This is a genomic window from Polaromonas sp., assembly GCF_029945925.1.
GTDB lineage: Bacteria > Pseudomonadota > Gammaproteobacteria > Burkholderiales > Burkholderiaceae_C > Polaromonas.
Map to the genome: position 1 here is coordinate 26,572 of NZ_JAQSDN010000035.1, position 16,143 is coordinate 42,714.

Here is a 16,143-nt window from a genome sequence, read left to right on the forward strand (position 1 = left end):
CCGTAACGCATCAGCTTCATTGTCTATTCTCCTGTCGCAGCCTGGCTCAAGCGTAGTTGATGACCAGATGTTTAATGTCGGACATTTCTTCCATCGCATACTTGGTGCCTTCGCGACCAAAGCCGGATTCCTTCCAGCCGCCGAAAGGCATATTGTCGATCCGGTAGATCGGCACATCGTTGACCATCAATCCGCCGACATCCCAATCTTCGATGGCCTGGAATGCGCGCCGCAAGTCATTGGTGAACATGCCGCCTTGCAAGCCGTATTTCGAATCGCCGGCGCGGGCAATTGCTTCTTCAAAACTGTCGTAGCTGTTGACGGTCAGTACCGGGCCGAACACTTCTTCGTCCTCGACCTTCATGCCTTTTGCGGTATTGGTCAGCACGGTAGGTTGTATCACCGCGCCCACGCGCGGTCCGCCATGCAGCATGACGGCGCCGGCGGCAACGGCCTCGTCGATCCAGCCCTGGATCCGCAGCGCTGAACCCTGGTCGATCACCGGGCCCACATCGACGCCTTCCTGCATCGGGTCGCCGACCTTGCAGGCGCGCACCCGTTCAATCAGCTTGGCGGTAAATGCCTCGGCCACCGACTGCTGCACCAGGATGCGTTGCACGCCGATGCAGTACTGGCCGCCGTAGACCACGCCGCCCCGCACGCAGCGTGCCGCGGCCAGATCGAGGTCGGCATCTTCCGCCACCACCACCGCACCATTGCCGCCGAGTTCCAGTGCGACCTTCTTGCGACCGGCGATATCCTTGATATGCCAGCCGACCTTGGCGCTGCCGGTAAAGCTGACCATCGCAAAACGCTCATCGCGCACCATGCTTTCGGCCAGCGGCACCGAACAGTGCAGGATTTCCAGCGCGCCGTCGGGCAGGCCGGCATCGCGCAGCAGTCGTTGCAGCAGCACGGAGGTCAGCGGCGTTTGCGGCGCCGGCTTGAGCACGACGCTGTTGCCCACGGCAATGGCTGGCGCGACTTTATGCACCACCAGGTTCAGCGGAAAATTGAAGGGCGAGATGGCTAGTATCGGACCGATCGGAAAGCGACGCGAAATGCCGATGCGGCGGCGCATCCGGTTCAAGGCCTCACTGTCGAGATCGGCCAGGGCAATCGGGCGGCCCTGGCTGTCGGTGGTCTGGTATTCGAATACGCCTGCATCCATGTCGAGCGGCACCTCTTCACCGCCGAAACGACGCGCTTCTGCTGCCGCATTGGTCAGGTTGAAGATCGCGCGCGACACTTCGCCGCGGGCATCGTACAGCGGCTTGCCGGCTTCGCCAGCAATGGTCGTGACGAATTCTTCCCGCCGTTCCTTGAGCAGCTCGGCGGCTTTTAGCAGGATGTCGGCGCGCACGAAGCGCGGCAACTTGCGCATCTTCTGGAATGCTGCTTGCGAACGCACGATCGCGCTTTCAACTTCGGCGGCGTCGGAGACCGGCATTTCACCGATCACCCGGCCGTCGAAAGGCGAGAGGATTTTTTCTGTTTTCATTGTTGATGATTTTTCGATAACGATTGCTGGTTTCAAAGCGCCGCAGTCTTTTCCACATAGACGCCACGGCAATCCATTTCATAGTCCAGGCCGACAATTGGCGGACGATTGAAATGCCAGGTCAGGCCGGCTGCCATGACACCGTGCTGCACCAGTTCTTCTGCCATGAACGGATGGATGTCGTACACGGTATAGAGCTGGCTGGCCGTGCAATCTTTCCAGCCGAAGCCCAGTGCTGCCATCCGTCGTTCCATTTCACCGATGACCCAATGCGCTTTGGCGCGCAGGCCGGTCGGGGACGTGTCCCCGGGCATGATGGCGTGGTCGGCGTAGCTGCCTTTTCCTTCTGGCGCTTCGCCGCTGCCGGCCACCACGAAAGACGGCGCCGCTGCAGCGTCCGGCACGGTGTAGCAGAACGCATAGAAACTCGGCTCTTTCGGGCCGTTGTATTCAGGACAGACATTGCTGCGCGCAACCGGATTGGTGACGCCGTCGAACACGCCCCATTTTTCCAGCGTGCCGACATAGACGCGGTTGAAGGCGACAAAACCGGCTTCATCGAATGGCGCTGGCGAGCGCAGTTCGCACGCACAGAATGACGTCAGCGGACGTCCGACTGCGCCAAGGATGGCGGCGATGCGCTCGAAGCCTTCAGTCAGCGGCACCGGCTGCTGAAAACGGACGCGTTCGATGCGATATCCCGGATCGGCAACAACGCCGGCAGAGTACTGGAAAACGCCCGGAATGTAGCGGTAGTTGCCGGGTGCGAACGGGAGAGTGCTGGACATGATGCGGCTTCCTTTTCGGTGTCTGGAACAAAAAAATCATCAGTGAATGAAACGGCAGGGGTGCTGTAGCCAGTGCCGGCCTAGGCGGCCAGCATGCCAAGGTAAGCTTGCCGGATTGCGGGGTCGTGCAACATGGCGCTGCTGCCGCCGCCCTGGACCACGCGCCCCATATCCATGGCAAACGCATGGGAAGACAGTTCCAGCGCAGTGACCACGTCCTGCTCGACCACCAACAGCGACAAGCCGTCGCGGTTGAGTGCCTGCAAGGACTCGACCAACTGTTCGACCAGCAGCGGCGACAAACCCAGGGACAGTTCGTCGATCATCAAGAGCTTGGGCGCGCTCATCAAGCCGCGTCCGATTGCGCACATTTGCTGCTCGCCGCCGGACATGGTGCCGGCGGCCTGGGTGCGGCGTTCGTACAGTTTGGGGAATGTTGTGTAGACCTGGTCCAGGCTGCGCGCAATGGCGGCGCGCGGCTCGCGGCGGGCATACGCGCCCATCAGCAGGTTGTCTTCCACATTCATCGGGCCGAACAGGCGGCGACCTTCCGGCACATGGGCAATGCCATGCGCCAGGATTTGCGCCGGATTCTTGCCGCACAGGTCCTCGCCGTTCCACAGGATCTTGCCTGCGCGCGGTGCGATCAAGCCCGACAGCGTGCGCATCAGCGTCGATTTGCCGGCGCCGTTGGAGCCGATCAAGGCCGTGATCTCACCCTGCTGCAAGGCCATGTCGATGCCCCACAGTACGGTAATCTCGCCATAGCCAGCCTGCAGGCCGCTGATTTCCAGCAAAGGGACCGGGGTCGTCATGGCTGCTCCGTTGTCGCAAGGTTGAGCTGTGCGTATTTTTTGCCCAGGTAGGCTTCCACCACGCGCGGGTCGTTCACCACATCCAGTGGCAGTCCGTCTGCGATCAGTGCGCCGCTTTGCAGCACCACCACCCGACTGCAGACATTCATCACCACTTTCATCAAGTGTTCGATCAGGACGATGGTGATGCCGCGTGCCGCCAGTTGCCGTATCAGTTGCATGGCATGTTCGATTTCGGCGGAGTTGAGTCCGGCATTGACTTCATCGAGGAACAGCAGTTTCGGGTTCATCGCCAGCGCCTTGGCCAACTCCAGCCGTTTGCGCATGGCCAGCGTCAGGCTCGACGCGTCCTGGTTGGCCTGCTTTTCAAGGCCGACGAAACGCAGGTGTTCCGCGGCCAGCAGACGCGCCTTGGTCGGGCTCACGCCGCTTTGCGAAAACAGCGCAGCAGCGGCGACGTTGTCCAGCACGCTCAGGTCGGGAAACGGCTGCACGATCTGGAAGGTGCGGGCCAGGCCGATGCGCGCCGTCTGGTAGGGCGCCAGCCTGGTAATGTCGCGCCCTTCAAACAGCACCCGGCCAGCGCTGGCAGTGTGCACGCCGGTGATGACATTGACCAGCGTGGTCTTGCCCGCGCCGTTAGGACCGATCAGGCCGAGTATTTCGCCGCGGCCGACGGTCAGGGTGACGTCCTGCACCGCCTGCAATCCACCGAAGCGGCGCGATACATTTTGCAGTTTCAGTACTTCATCCATGGCGTGCTCCGATCATGCGGATGCGCTTGACCAGCGACATCAGGCCATTTGGCAGGAACAGCAGCAGCACCACTACCAGCAAGCCGAGCACACCGGAATGGATTTCCAGATAATTGCGCCACACCACTTCTTCGATGGCGAGGAAGGCGAACGCGCCCAGCACCGCGCCGGCCGGCGAACCCAGGCCGCCCAGCAGCGCCATCACGATCGGCTTGACCGACAGCAGCACATCGAACACATCGGGCGGTTCAATGTAGTGCACCCATGCGGCATACAGTACGCCGGCCATGGCGACGAACACGCCGGAGAAGGCGAAGGCGCTGCTCTTGTACAGCGTGGCGTTCACGCCAATCATGTCGGCAGCCGCCTCGTTCTGCTTGATGCAGGACAAGCCAAAGCCGAGCTTGGAGACCTGGATGCGCCAGATCGCGATGAAGCTGACGATCAACAGCGTCCACATGGCCCAGAAAAAGAACGACGCCTCCGCCATCACGCTGCCAGAACCGGTAACGGCCAGCGGAATGTTCAGGCCCATGCCGCCACCGGTCAGGTCGGTCGCGGTATTGGTCAGTTCGCGCAGCACTTCGGCCACCGCCAGGCTGGCAATGGCAAAATAGTGCCCGCGCAGCCGCAGCAGCACGATACCCAGCAACATGGCGGCAATGAATGCCAGCGCACCGGATGCGCCGACTGCTGCCAGTAGCGGCCAGCCCTTGTTGAGCAGGACGCCGCCGCAATATGCGCCAAAGCCGAAGAAGGCGGCGGTGGCAAACGACGGGTAACCGGCAAAGCCGCCAATCACCGTCCAGGACACGGACATGATCGCGTACATGCAAGCAAAGGTGCCAATGCGCAGCGCGTAGGCGCTATCGAACAGTGGCAAGCCGCCCATTATCAGCAACAGCGCGAGTGCAGTAAAAAATAGTGGCCGTTTCATTCGTATCCCCGCTTGCCCATCAATCCTTGTGGCCGGAAGATCAGGAACAGGATCAACAGGCTAAATGAGAGCGTGACCGCATGCTCGGGGCCGAACGCCAGCGAACCGAAGCTTTCAACCGTGCCCAGGAACAGCCCGCCCACCACCGCGCCGGGCACACTGCCCAGGCCGCCCAGCACGCACACGACGAACGCCTTGCCGAGATAGGAACCGGAAGCAATCGGTGAAATCGGAAAAATCATGGCCAGCAACACGCCGGCGCAAGCCGCCATGGCAGCGCCCAGGCCGAACGCCGTCGCATAGATCGACGGCACATCCACGCCCATCAAGCGTGCCGCATCGCGGTCCATGCGCACCGCCACAATCGCGCGTCCCGCCCGCGATTGCCGCAGGATCAGGTACAGCGCGACCGTCAAGATCAGCGCAAAGGCGGTAGCGACCAGCCGGTCGACCGGCACCACCAGCCCGCCGACGGACAATGAACCCAATGCCGGCTCCAGTATCAGGCGACGGTAGTCGGCCCGGAAGCCGACCAGCATCGCGTTATTGAGCATCAGGTCCAAGCCGAACGTCAGGGTAAGCGTGACCAGCACGGGGGCAGCGATCACCCGGTTGAGCACACCACGCTGGATGGCGTAGCCGAGGGCAAAACCCAATGGCGCAGCAATCAAGAGTGTGGTCCAGGGCGCCATGCCCAAGCCATTGTAGGCACCCCAGGCGAGATAAGACCCGAGCACGATGAACGATCCGTGCATCAGGTTAATGACATTGAGCACGCCCCACACCAGTGAGAAGCCCACCGCGATGCATGCGTACAGGCTGCCAAGTACGATGCCGTTGAGAATGACCTGGAGAAAAAGCATGCTCTGTCGCTCGCTTTACTTCACGCCAAGCTTGAAGTCAGCTTGCTTGATGGCAGCAGGGTGCACCACCAGCGTCTTGCCGCCCTGGATTTGCATGACAGGCGGTTCCAGCGAGTTGATCTGGCCGTTGGCGCCGAACTTGACCGGACCCCAGAAGGTCATCACGTTCATTTTTGCCAGCTCGTCCCGCACCTTGTTGCGATCCAGCGAACCGGCTTTTTCAATTGCCATCTGGAACAGCACACCGGAAACCGAAGCCGAAGCCTGTGCATAGTCAGGATCGGATTTGTACTTTTCCCGGAACAGTTTGGCGTAGTTCTCAGCCGTGCTGAAAATGTCCACGCCCTTGTAGCGAGCCGCCATATGCCACCAGGCTGCACTGCTGATGTTCTCGGCGCCCTTACCGGCAGCCTCGATGAATTCCTTGTAAGCAGGGCCCGCGATCATGGTTACCACAGGGGCTTCCATTTTCTGGTCGGACATCTGCTTCTTGATCAGCACCAGGTCATTGATGTAGCCGGTCGCAAAAATCCAGTGCGGCGCTTGCGACTTGATCTGCGACAGCGCCGACGAATGATCCATCGTGTTGATCGCGTACTTCTCGAAGAAGATCACTTCCAGGCCAGCGGCCTTGGCAGCCTTGTCCATTTCCTGTGCAATCGCCAGCGGGAACAGGTCATTGCGCGCCAGGATGGCAACCCGTTTCACGCCCGGTGCTTTTTCGCGCACGATCTTGACCAGCGGCGTGGTCAGCGTGTCGTTCGGTGTGAAGGTGCCGAACAGGTACTTGTAGCCCTGGTCATACACCTGGGGCGATGACGCGGTCGACGCAATCGTCGGCATCTGGTACTTCTCGGAGACCGTGCTGGCTGCCTTGGCTGCACCCGATCCGAACGGGCTGAACAGGAAGTTCACCTTCTCTTGCGTGATCAGCTTTTCCGCAGCTTGCACTGCGCGCGGCGTGTTGGACTGATAGTCGGTGTAGACGATCTCGACTTTCATTTTCTTGCCGCCAACATTGATACCGCCCTTCTTGTTGACCTGCTCGGCCCACAAGTCGTAGCCCTGTTGCTGCTTCAGGGCTTCTGGCGCCAATGGGCCGGTTTGGGGCAATGGTGCACCGAAGCGGATGGTTTCCTGGGCTTGTGCACCAAGCGGCGCCAGCGCTGGCAAAGCCAGGCAGGCCAGTGCGGACCAGTTACGAATACGATGGAAACGAGAGAGTGAGCCAGACATGCGTAGTCCCTTTCAAAAGGTCGACAGTGAAACAACAACGGCGAAAGCGAAGTGGGCAACCCAACATAACGACGAGCTTGAACAGTGATGAGCGCTCAGCGATTCTAGATTGCAGGTGCTTGTCTGAGGGCAATAGATTTTCGAGAGAAGCGTTCTAAAAATCAGAACGCTGATGACTTCAGCTCCGCCTTTCTAGCGACTGTGAACAGGCCGGGCGCTGTGTCGCGCCGGCCTTCAGCGTGCGTGGGGCTTGTGCTTGGCCGCCATGCGTTCGGCCAGGTAACTCGCCAGGTGATTGGCGGCAAGGGACAGTTTGCGGGTGCGGCTGGCCACCAATGTGACGTGGCCGGACTTCAGCGAGAGCTCGTCCAGCGACAGGCCGACCAGCGTGCCTTGCTTGATGCTGGGGGTGAGCAAATCTGCCGGCAGGAAGGTGACATGCGTGCTGCTGCCGATGACCAGCATCTGGGCGAATGCCAGCGTATTGGTTTCCACCATGCGCGACAGGCTCAGCTTGCGGGTCACGCAGACCCGGTCTACCAGTTGCCGGATCACGAACGAACGGTCAGGCAGCACGACCGGATAAGGCGCAATGTCGGCCAGCGTGCATCGGCTGCGATGCGCCAGCGGGTGCGACGGCGAGACCACCGCATACAGCGGCTGCGGCATGCGCGCCAGTTCGACCAGGTCCGTGCGCGGCGCACTGCCAAACAGGACGCCAAGGTCGTAGCGGTGCTCGGCGACTGCCTCGGCCACTGCCTGCGAACCGATCGATATCACACCCAGCGAGATGGCGGGATTGGCGTGGGAAAAGCCGTGCATCGCCTCTGGCATGAAGCTCGTCATCAAGCCTTCGACACAGGCAATTTCTGCATGGCCACGGCGCAGGGTTTCATATTCCTGGAGTATGCCGCGCAGTTCATCAAAGCGGGTGCGCATGTCGTTGGAGTAGAGCAGCAGCAATTGCCCCGCTTCAGTGATCAGCATGCCGCGCGCATGGCGTTCGAACAGGGGGACGCCGAGTTCGGTCTCCAGCAAGGTGATCTGGCGGCTGACTGCGCTTTGGGCAACGAACATTCGCTCAGCCGCATGCCGCACTGAACCATGCGCGGCGACCTCGCGGAAGTAACGCAGGGCGAGCGGTTCCATGACGAGTTTCCTTTGATATTTTCGGGTACTTGATTGTTGCTCTACAGGGTAACGGACAGGAAGGTTGCGGGGTTCTGTCGCAGTAAGCGTAAACGACAATCCGGGTCATGCTTGATTTCCGCTAAAGTTTGATCAACGGCACCTTGAACAAGGTTCTCAAACGGCATCACTATCCGCTGGAAGTGATGCTCACGTGCGTACGCTGGTACGTGGCCTACCCATTGAACCTGCGACATGTTCCCCAGGTTTCAGAATAGTTGTCGCCTCCGATTTTCCGCGGGTTATCCGCACCGGAGCGACATTTCATGCATAGAAAACCTCATACACATCACTCCCCCGAATTCAAGGAGCAGGCACTGCTCAAAGCGAGGCATCGCGGAACGCGTTCACTTTTAAACCTTGCTGGCGAGTTGAACATGTCGCCTGGCACCCTCAAGCGATGGGTACTGGACTCAGGCAAGGCGGCCGAACAGGCTCACGGGGAGACAAGCGCTGCACTGGACGGCCCTGCTGCCTCCTGGTCGCCATCGCAACGGCTGACGGCCTTGCAGGAAAGCTACGCATTGAATGGCTCAGCCCTGGCTGGCTGGTGCCGCGAGCGTGGCGTGTTCGAGCACCAGCTGGCGCAGTGGCGCGAAGACTTCTGTACCCCCATCGCGCCCGCCTCGCGCGAGGCCACTGGCGCCTTTCGCGAACTGCAGCGTCAGCACGATCAGTTGCAGCGTGAGCTGCGGCGCAAGGAGAAAGCACTGGCCGAAGTGGCCGCGTTGCTGGTGTTGCAAAAAAATTTCCAGGCGCTGCTGGAGGGCGCGGACAAATGACGTCCGTCCAGCAGCGCCAAAAGTTGCTCGGCCCGATAACCCAAGCCTGCGCCGACGGGGCGCGCTTGAAGCCGGCTTGCCGTCAGATCGGCGTCGTGCCGCAGCGTGCAGCGCTGGCAGCGCAAGGAGCCTGCCGAGGGGGACCAGCGCCCTTCGGACAAGCGGCGCTACGTGTGCCCTCCCAACAAGCTGCGTGAAGAAGAGCGCCAGGCCGTGATGGCCACGCTCAACAGCGAAGCGTTCAAGGACTTGCCGCCGAGTCAAGTCGTGCCGCGCCTGGCGGACACGGGTGTCTATGTGGCGTCCGAGTCCACGATGTACCGCCTGCTGCGACAGGAGGGCTAGCTGGCCCATCGGCGATCAGAGCGCGCAGCGCAAAAGCGTAGCAAGCCGCGCGCCCTGGCCGCGACAGGACCCGATCAGGTGTTCTGTTGGGATATCACCTATCTGCCTACCCAGGTGCGCGGCCAGCACTTTTATCTGTACCTGTTTGATGACTTGTTCAGCCGCAAGATCGTCGGCTGGCAGGTGTTCGATGGCGAGAGCGCCGATCTGGCCAGCCAGTTGCTGCAGGGCATCTGTGCGCGGCAAAGCATCCGCCCCGGCCAGTTGACGGTGCATTCGGACAATGGCGCGCCCATAAAGGGCGAAACCATGCTGGCCACCATGCAGCGCCTGGGTGTGACCCACACGCGCAGCCGTCCATCCGTGAGCAATGACAATCCGTACGCGGAATCGGCGTTCAGAACGCTCAAATACCGCCCCCAGCTGCCCGTCAAGCCGTTTGAAAACCTGCTGGCCGCGCGGCGCTGGGTCACAGATTTGGCGCACTGGTACAACCATCAGCATCGCCACAGCGCCATCGGCTTCGTGACACCAGCGCAACGCCATGCCGGCCTAGACAGGGCCCTGCTTGAGGAGCGCGCGCTCGTCTATGAACGGGCCCGCCAGGAAAATCCGCAGCGCTGATCAGGGCAGGCCCGCCAGTGGGCGCATGTCGAAGCCGTTCACCTGAACCCTGACACCCAGCAACAAACCAAGGAGCCTCAGCACACTCAAAAAGCAGCCTGACTCACTTCACTTCAGGCGACAACTTCCTTGACAGCCACCGTCAATGTGAAGGCCGTGTTCTACGTGACCCGCATGGTGGTCAAGGGACTGCTGGCAGCTGGCCTGCCGGGCTCGGTGATCAATGTGTCGTCGCAGATGGGCCGGGTAGGCAGCCCGCGCCGCACACTATACTGCGCGAGCAAGCACGCCATCGAAGGCATGAGCAAGTCGCTCGCTTGGGAACTTGGGCACGCCAACATCCGCGTGAACACGGTCTGCCCGACCTTCATTGAAACCGCGATGACCGCAAACATGTTCGAAGACATCGCGTTTCGCGTATGGGTCACCGGCAGGATCGCACTCGGCAGGCTCGGGAAGATCGAGGAGACCATGGGCGCGATCGTGTTTCTGGCCAGCGATGCGTCAAGCCTTGTGACGGGCAGCGCGCTCATGCTCGACGGTGGGTGGACGGCGGCATGAAGTCCAGCACCACAGCCCAAGAAGTGGCGCGCCTTGCGCAGGTATCGCAGTCCGCCGTGAGCCGCACCTTTACCCCAGGCGCGAGCGTGTCAGAAGAAACGCGCAGCAAGGTACTGGTCGCGGCCAAGGCCCTGGGCTATCGGCCCAACGCGCTGGCGCGCAGCCTCATCACGCGGCGCAGCCGAATCATCGCGCTGGTCATGAGCTACCTTGAGAACCAGTTCTATCCCCTGGTGATCGAGAGGCTCTCGCAGAAGCTGCAGAAACAGGGCTACCACGTGCTGTTGTTCATCAGCGAGCTGAACGATGCCGATGGCGTAATTGCCGAAATCCTACAGTATCAGGTCGATGGCATTGTGATGGCGTCCACCATGCTGTCGTCTGACCTCGCCAAAAATTGCACCGACTCGGGCGTGCCGGTCGTGCTGTTCAACCGTGTGGCGGACTCCAGCGCGCTGGCCCGGCACACCACGAGCTCGGTGACTTCCGACAACTACCGTGGCGGACGAATGGTGGCCGAGCTGCTGATGGGGCGCGGGCATAAAAAGATCGCCTTTCTCGCCGGGCTGGAGAACTCGTCAACCAGCGTGGATCGCGAAAAGGGCTTCAACGAAGCGCTGCGGGAAGGTGGCGGCTCGGTCTTCCGCCGCGCGGTGGGCCACTACAGCTTTGAAGGCGCGCAGCAGGCGACGCGCGCGCTCTTTGCTGGCGTCGATCAGCCCGACGCAGTCTTCGTCGCCAACGATCATATGGCGATTGCCGCCATGGATGTACTTCGCATCGAGTTGGGCCTGCGTATACCGCAGGACGTCAGCGTGATGGGCTTTGACGACGTGCCGCAAGCGGCCTGGGGCTCGTATCAGCTCACCACCGTGGTGCAAAGCGTCGAGGATATGGTCGACGCCACGGTGGATCTTTTGCACGACCAGATGCAGGGCGAAGTTCGTCCGCGCAAGGTTGTCATCCCCTGCCGCGTGGTGGAGCGCCAGTCGGTACGGGATTTCCGACTACTTGTCGGATGAGATCGGTGCTTTCGGGATCGATAACGACCTACCTCGGGGGCAGGAAGACGGCTAGATGCTTTTCAAAACCGGCCCCGTTCGCTGTACGAATGGTGCTTTGATGAGTCGAAGGGCGAAAACGTTCATAAATAATCACAAATGTCCAAAATCAGTCAAATTCTTCTATACTTCCGTCTAGCCTAGGCGCTGGGCCGAAGCGGGCCGATTTCAAAAACAGGAGACAGACGATGTTCGATAAAACCATCAACAGGCGTGGTGCATTGCAAACGGTGGCCAGCCTGGCAGCCGCTGCTGCCGGTTCCTCTTCCTGGGCACAAGGCGCAGCCTCGAGCTGGCCGCAGCGCCCCGTCAAGATCGTCGTGCCGGTGGCCGCCGGCGGCATCATTGATCTGCTGGCGCGCGCTGTCGGAAAGGCTCTCACGCCTCGGCTGAACACGACCATCGTCGTCGACTCCAAGCCGGGGGCGGATCACATGATCGGCACCCAGGTTGTGTCGCGCAGCGATCCCGACGGCTACACTTGGCTGTTCGCGTCGGTGCCTTTCACCGTCACTCCGTTTTTGCGGCGCGATCCGGGCTACGACGTCCTGAAGGATTTCAGGCCGCTGCAGTTGATCGCGTCGAGCCCCAACGTGCTGGTCGTACCTACGGGCGTGCAGGCCAAAACCGTCAAGGAATTCGTCGCCCTGGCCAAGAGCAAGCCCGGTGCCATGAGCTATGCCAATCCGGGAAACGGATCGTCCAATCACCTGGGGATGGAGTTGCTCAAAAGCGAAGCCGGGATCGACATACTCGGCATCCCCTACAAGGGCCAGCCGCCTGCGATCACCGATCTCTTGGCGGGCCGCGTACAGGCCATGATGATCAGCGGCTCGCTGGCCGCGACCCACGTGGCAGCTGGCACGATCCGGCCGCTGGCGGTCATCGCTACCCAGCGCTTGCGCAGCATGCCTGACGTTCCGACCATTGCCGAAGCCGGATTCCCGCGCGCCGACGTCATCCCCTGGTTCGGCCTGCTGATGCCCGCCAAAACCCCCGACGTGATCGCGGACAAGGCCGCTGCCGAACTGGGCGCCGCGCTGAGATCGCCCGGCCTGATCGCGGACATCGAGAGCATTGGCGCGACGCCTTACGCGTCGAATTCGCCCGCCGAATTCGACAAGTTCCTTCGCGCTGACATGGCCAAGTGGCCGGCGGTGCTGAGCCGCGCCGGGCTCGAAAAAACCTGAACCATCCCGAATTCAAAAGATGCCAAATACCAAGCGCCCCAATGTCCTGTTGATCGTGCTCGACGATGTCGGCTTTTCCGACCTGGGCTGCTATGGGTCGGAAATTCCGACCCCGCGCATGGACAGGCTTGCGCAGCAAGGTGTGCGCTACAACAATTTCCATGTCACCGCAATGTGTTCCCCGACACGCGCATGTCTGCTGACGGGCCGCAATGCCCATTCGGTGGGCGTCGGCATCATCGCGGAATGGGCGAACGGCCAGCCCGGCTACGACGGGCGTCTTTATCCCAATGCCGGCACACTGCCCGAAGTCCTGCGCCAGGAAGGCTATAACACGATGGCCGTGGGAAAGTGGCACCTGGCCGGCACCGAAGAGTACGGCGCGGCTGGTCCTTTTTCCAACTGGCCGCTGGGCAAGGGCTTCAATCGCTGGTACGGATTCCATGGAGCTCTGGCCGACCAGTATTACCCCGAGCTCTATGTCGACAACCATCCGATCCACCTGGATCCGCCACCGGACTATCACCTAAGCGTTGACCTGGTGGACCAGAGCATCGGCATGATCCGCGATCACTGCACCAGCGCACCCGACTCGCCTTTCCTGATGTACTTGGCGTTCGGCGCCTGCCACTGGCCGCATCAGGCACCTGCCCACTACATCGACAAGTTCAGCGGCAAGTACGACCGCGGCTGGGACAAGGTGCGTGAAGAGCGCCTGGAAGCCCAGATCCGCATCGGTATCGTCCCGCCGGCAACGCAGCTGGCCCCACGCAACGACGACGTGCTGCCCTGGAGCGAAGTCCAGGCAGACGACGCGGTGCTGCGGCTGAGCACCCGTCTGCAGGAGGCCTATGCGGGCTTCCTGGTGCATACCGATGACCAGATCGGGCGGCTGATCGATCACCTTGAGAACGCCGGCATTCTGGACGACACCATCGTCATCCTGCTGTCGGACAACGGCGCCAGCCCCGAAGGCGGCGCCACCGGGGCGATCAACCTGCGCAAGCACATGGTCTACGAACTGGATGATCCGGTGCAGGCGCTGCAGCACCTGGACAAGATCGGCACCGCGAAAGCATTCAACCACTATCCGACAGGCTGGGCGCAGGTCAGCAACACGCCGCTGAAGTGGTACAAGAAAGATACACATGGCGGCGGCGTGCGCGCACCGCTGATCGTGCGCTGGCCCAAGGGCTTTTCCGCCAGCGGTGAAGTCCGCACGCAGTTCCATCACGTCATCGACATCGCGCCTACGCTCTACGACTTCATCGGCGTGACACCGCCCGATGTGATGGCGGGGGTGGCCCAGCAGCCCATCCACGGCATGAGCATGGCGTACACCTTCGACAATGCCGGCGCGCCGACGCGACGCGATACGCAGTACTTTGAACTGCTGGGCGACCGCGCGCTCTGGCAGCAGGGCTGGAAAGCGGTGACGCGCCACAAAAAAGGCACGCCGATGGACCAGGACGTGTGGGAGCTCTACCACCTGGACAAGGACTTTTCGGAAGCCCGCAATCTGGCGCAAAGCGAACCCGAACGGCTGCGGCTGCTGACACAGCGCTGGCTTGAAGAAGCGCAGAAGTACAGCGTGTTGCCGCTGGACGATCGCGAATGGGAACGCGCCGCCGAACGCATCCGCGAAGGGTCCCGCCAGCAGTACGAGTATCTGCCGCAGATGGCGCGCGTCGACCGGCTGATGGCGCCTGACATCACCGGCCGCAGTTTCCGGATAGAGGCCGAACTGACCCGCTCGCAGAAGTCTGCCGACGGCGTGATGTTCGCCTGGGGCAGCCGCCTGGGGGGCGTGGTGCTTTATGCCCAAGCGGGCTCGTTGGTGCTGGAATACGTGTATTCGCAGGACGTGCGCGTGCGCCTGGAAGTGCCTGACAGCCTGCCGATGGGCAAGGCGTCAGTGGTGGCCGGCTTCGACCGCGCGGCGGATGGCGGGCTCGAACTGACGCTGGGCGGAACAGGGCTTCAGACCGCGAAAAGCCGGGTTGCCAAGGCCTGGCCGACGCACGGCATGACTGCGGGCATCTCTTGCGGGCACGACGCGGGGCATCCGGTCAGCGAAGCGTATGCCGCGCCGTTTCCCATGGCTGCGGGCGTGCTTCAACGCGTGCGGCTCGACGTGGGGGATCGTGATGGAGCGCCACCTCAACTGCGGCCCGCATCGAGCTTCCAGGAGGACTGATTGGACCGCTACCTGATCCTGGCCGACGATCTGACGGGAGCGGCCGACGCCGCCGTCGCGCTGGCAGGGCCGGCCCTTGACGCCCAGGTGTTCCTGGACTTCGCGGCGGCAGCACGGGCAACCGCGAAGGTCGCGTCTGTCGACCTGAATACGCGTGCGATGGCGCAAGCCGATGCGGCAGCAACCGTGGCACGGGCCACTGCGGGATGGGTTGGCAGTGGTCGCCAGGTATTCAAGAAGGTCGATTCGATGTTGCGTGGGCATATCGGTGCGGAACTCGCGACGCTGTGCCGGGGCCTTCGCGCTGCCCATGGCCAGGCGCTTGTGCCGCCGCTGCTTTGCATCGTCGCACCTGCGCATCCCGCACTGGGCAGGACGGTGGACGGCGGCCGATTGAGCGTCCACGGCATCCCCGCATCCGCGCCGGCCGTGCCACTGGCGGACGATCTGGCATCTTTCGGGTTGGCTTGTACCGCGCTCGACATTGCAACGCTCAGATCGACCTCCCCGCAGGCACTGTCGTCCCTGATGGAATCAGTCGCCGGCGTGGCGGCGCCAGAGCTTGCCCCGGCACTGGTCTGCGATGCGCTCACCGTGCACGACATGCGGCTTGTCGCCGATGCAGCGTTTCGGGCCCGGGTGACGCCTGTCTGGGTCGGCAGCGGGGGGCTGGCACAGGCGTTGGGGGCGCAGCTCGAAGTGCGCGCCGTCGATGTCCCGGTCGGAATCCAGGCAACACAGGCGGACGAGGAGGCGAACAAGAGCCTTGCGTTTGTTGTCGGGAGTTTTTCCCCGGTAGCCAGGCAACAGATACGCGCGCTGGTCGACACTGGAGAAGTCACGTGCGTGGCCTTGTCGATCAACGATCTTCTGAATGCGCAAGCGGGCAATGTCCCTGGCTGCATCGACGCATTGCTGGCAGCTGGACGCGACCTGGTGCTCTGCGTCGATCCAGATCTCGAGGTTCGCCCCGAACTGGCTGAAACCGTGGCGCGGGGCCTGGCGGCCATCGTGGCGCCCCGCGTTGACCGACTGGCTGCGCTGGTTTGCTGCGGCGGCGATACGTCGCGCGCGCTGCTTGCCTCCATGCGCATCCAGAGTCTATGCGTTCGCCGGTCCACCGAGACCGGCTCCACCCATGCACGGTCGCAGTCCTATCCCGACCTGCCGATGATCCTGAAGGCAGGAGCCTTCGGCGACGCTGGGCTGCTGGTGCGCCTGCGCAGCCAGCTGGTTTCTGCGCATGGACATCTTCCTGCACCCTCATCGCTTTCATCCAAGGTCATTCCGTGAACACCAT

Annotated in this window: 15 protein-coding genes and 2 pseudogenes; 9 read left to right on the plus strand and 8 right to left on the minus strand. The window is 62.0% G+C overall.

The features are described 5' to 3' along the window. Window positions 1-46: 46 nt before the first annotated feature. The 8 genes from PSV40_RS09040 to PSV40_RS09075 all read right to left on the minus strand — a co-directional run bounded on the left by PSV40_RS09040 (window position 47) and on the right by PSV40_RS09075 (window position 8,044). Window positions 47-1,501 carry an aldehyde dehydrogenase family protein gene (locus PSV40_RS09040; RefSeq protein WP_300536724.1) on the minus strand — a complete coding sequence of 485 codons (1,455 nt, stop codon included), beginning with the start codon at window positions 1,499-1,501 and terminating at the stop codon, window positions 47-49. A gap of 32 nt (window positions 1,502-1,533) precedes the next feature. Then, window positions 1,534-2,289, minus strand: a complete 756-nt coding sequence (locus tag PSV40_RS09045; protein WP_300536726.1) for a hypothetical protein — start codon at window positions 2,287-2,289, stop codon at window positions 1,534-1,536. Between the two features lie 80 nt (window positions 2,290-2,369). After that, window positions 2,370-3,104: an ABC transporter ATP-binding protein gene (locus tag PSV40_RS09050; protein ID WP_300536728.1), complete on the minus strand. Its 735-nt coding sequence runs from the start codon at window positions 3,102-3,104 to the stop codon at window positions 2,370-2,372. Further along, entirely contained in the window at window positions 3,101-3,859 is a 759-nt protein-coding gene (locus PSV40_RS09055) for an ABC transporter ATP-binding protein (RefSeq protein ID WP_300536730.1), read from the minus strand. Before PSV40_RS09055 ends, PSV40_RS09050 begins: the two co-directional genes overlap by 4 nt. Next, the gene (locus PSV40_RS09060; RefSeq protein WP_300536732.1) at window positions 3,852-4,796 is read right to left on the minus strand and encodes a branched-chain amino acid ABC transporter permease; all 945 of its coding nucleotides are present in this window, start codon (window positions 4,794-4,796) and stop codon (window positions 3,852-3,854) included. The genes PSV40_RS09055 and PSV40_RS09060 overlap by 8 nt, the downstream gene beginning before the upstream one ends. Further along, window positions 4,793-5,659, minus strand: a complete 867-nt coding sequence (locus PSV40_RS09065; RefSeq protein WP_300536734.1) for a branched-chain amino acid ABC transporter permease — start codon at window positions 5,657-5,659, stop codon at window positions 4,793-4,795. The genes PSV40_RS09060 and PSV40_RS09065 overlap by 4 nt, the downstream gene beginning before the upstream one ends. A 15-nt stretch (window positions 5,660-5,674) precedes the next feature. Then, window positions 5,675-6,895, minus strand: a complete 1,221-nt coding sequence (locus PSV40_RS09070; protein ID WP_300536736.1) for an amino acid ABC transporter substrate-binding protein — start codon at window positions 6,893-6,895, stop codon at window positions 5,675-5,677. Between the two features lie 234 nt (window positions 6,896-7,129). Then, window positions 7,130-8,044 carry a LysR family transcriptional regulator gene (locus PSV40_RS09075; RefSeq protein WP_300536738.1) on the minus strand — a complete coding sequence of 305 codons (915 nt, stop codon included), beginning with the start codon at window positions 8,042-8,044 and terminating at the stop codon, window positions 7,130-7,132. A 128-nt stretch (window positions 8,045-8,172) separates the two neighbouring features. Here PSV40_RS09075 and PSV40_RS09080 point away from each other — a divergent pair. From PSV40_RS09080 to PSV40_RS09120, 9 genes and pseudogenes are all read left to right on the plus strand, one after another. Then, window positions 8,173-8,292, plus strand: a pseudogene (locus PSV40_RS09080) (IS6 family transposase); the annotation flags it as partial. 168 nt (window positions 8,293-8,460) lie between these two features. Further along, window positions 8,461-8,865, plus strand: coding sequence for a transposase (locus PSV40_RS09085; protein WP_300536740.1), 405 nt, complete (start codon window positions 8,461-8,463; stop codon window positions 8,863-8,865). Window positions 8,866-8,970: 105 nt separating this feature from the next. Next, the gene (locus tag PSV40_RS09090; protein ID WP_300536742.1) at window positions 8,971-9,210 is read left to right on the plus strand and encodes a helix-turn-helix domain-containing protein; all 240 of its coding nucleotides are present in this window, start codon (window positions 8,971-8,973) and stop codon (window positions 9,208-9,210) included. 54 nt (window positions 9,211-9,264) lie between these two features. Next, window positions 9,265-9,834, plus strand: coding sequence for a DDE-type integrase/transposase/recombinase (locus tag PSV40_RS09095; RefSeq protein ID WP_300537046.1), 570 nt, complete (start codon window positions 9,265-9,267; stop codon window positions 9,832-9,834). A gap of 144 nt (window positions 9,835-9,978) precedes the next feature. Next, window positions 9,979-10,395, plus strand: a pseudogene (locus PSV40_RS09100) (SDR family oxidoreductase); the annotation flags it as partial. Next, window positions 10,392-11,417, plus strand: coding sequence for a LacI family DNA-binding transcriptional regulator (locus PSV40_RS09105; RefSeq protein WP_300536744.1), 1,026 nt, complete (start codon window positions 10,392-10,394; stop codon window positions 11,415-11,417). The pseudogene PSV40_RS09100 and the gene PSV40_RS09105, both read left to right, overlap by 4 nt. A 227-nt stretch (window positions 11,418-11,644) precedes the next feature. Beyond that, a complete protein-coding gene (locus PSV40_RS09110) occupies window positions 11,645-12,646 on the plus strand; it encodes a tripartite tricarboxylate transporter substrate binding protein (RefSeq protein WP_300536746.1) in 1,002 nt (333 codons plus the stop codon). A 19-nt stretch (window positions 12,647-12,665) separates the two neighbouring features. Then, window positions 12,666-14,843 carry an arylsulfatase gene (locus PSV40_RS09115; RefSeq protein ID WP_300536748.1) on the plus strand — a complete coding sequence of 726 codons (2,178 nt, stop codon included), beginning with the start codon at window positions 12,666-12,668 and terminating at the stop codon, window positions 14,841-14,843. Then, on the plus strand, window positions 14,844-16,136 hold the full coding sequence (locus PSV40_RS09120; protein ID WP_300536750.1) for a four-carbon acid sugar kinase family protein: 1,293 nt from the start codon (window positions 14,844-14,846) through the stop codon (window positions 16,134-16,136). It begins immediately after the preceding gene. Window positions 16,137-16,143: the final 7 nt, after the last annotated feature.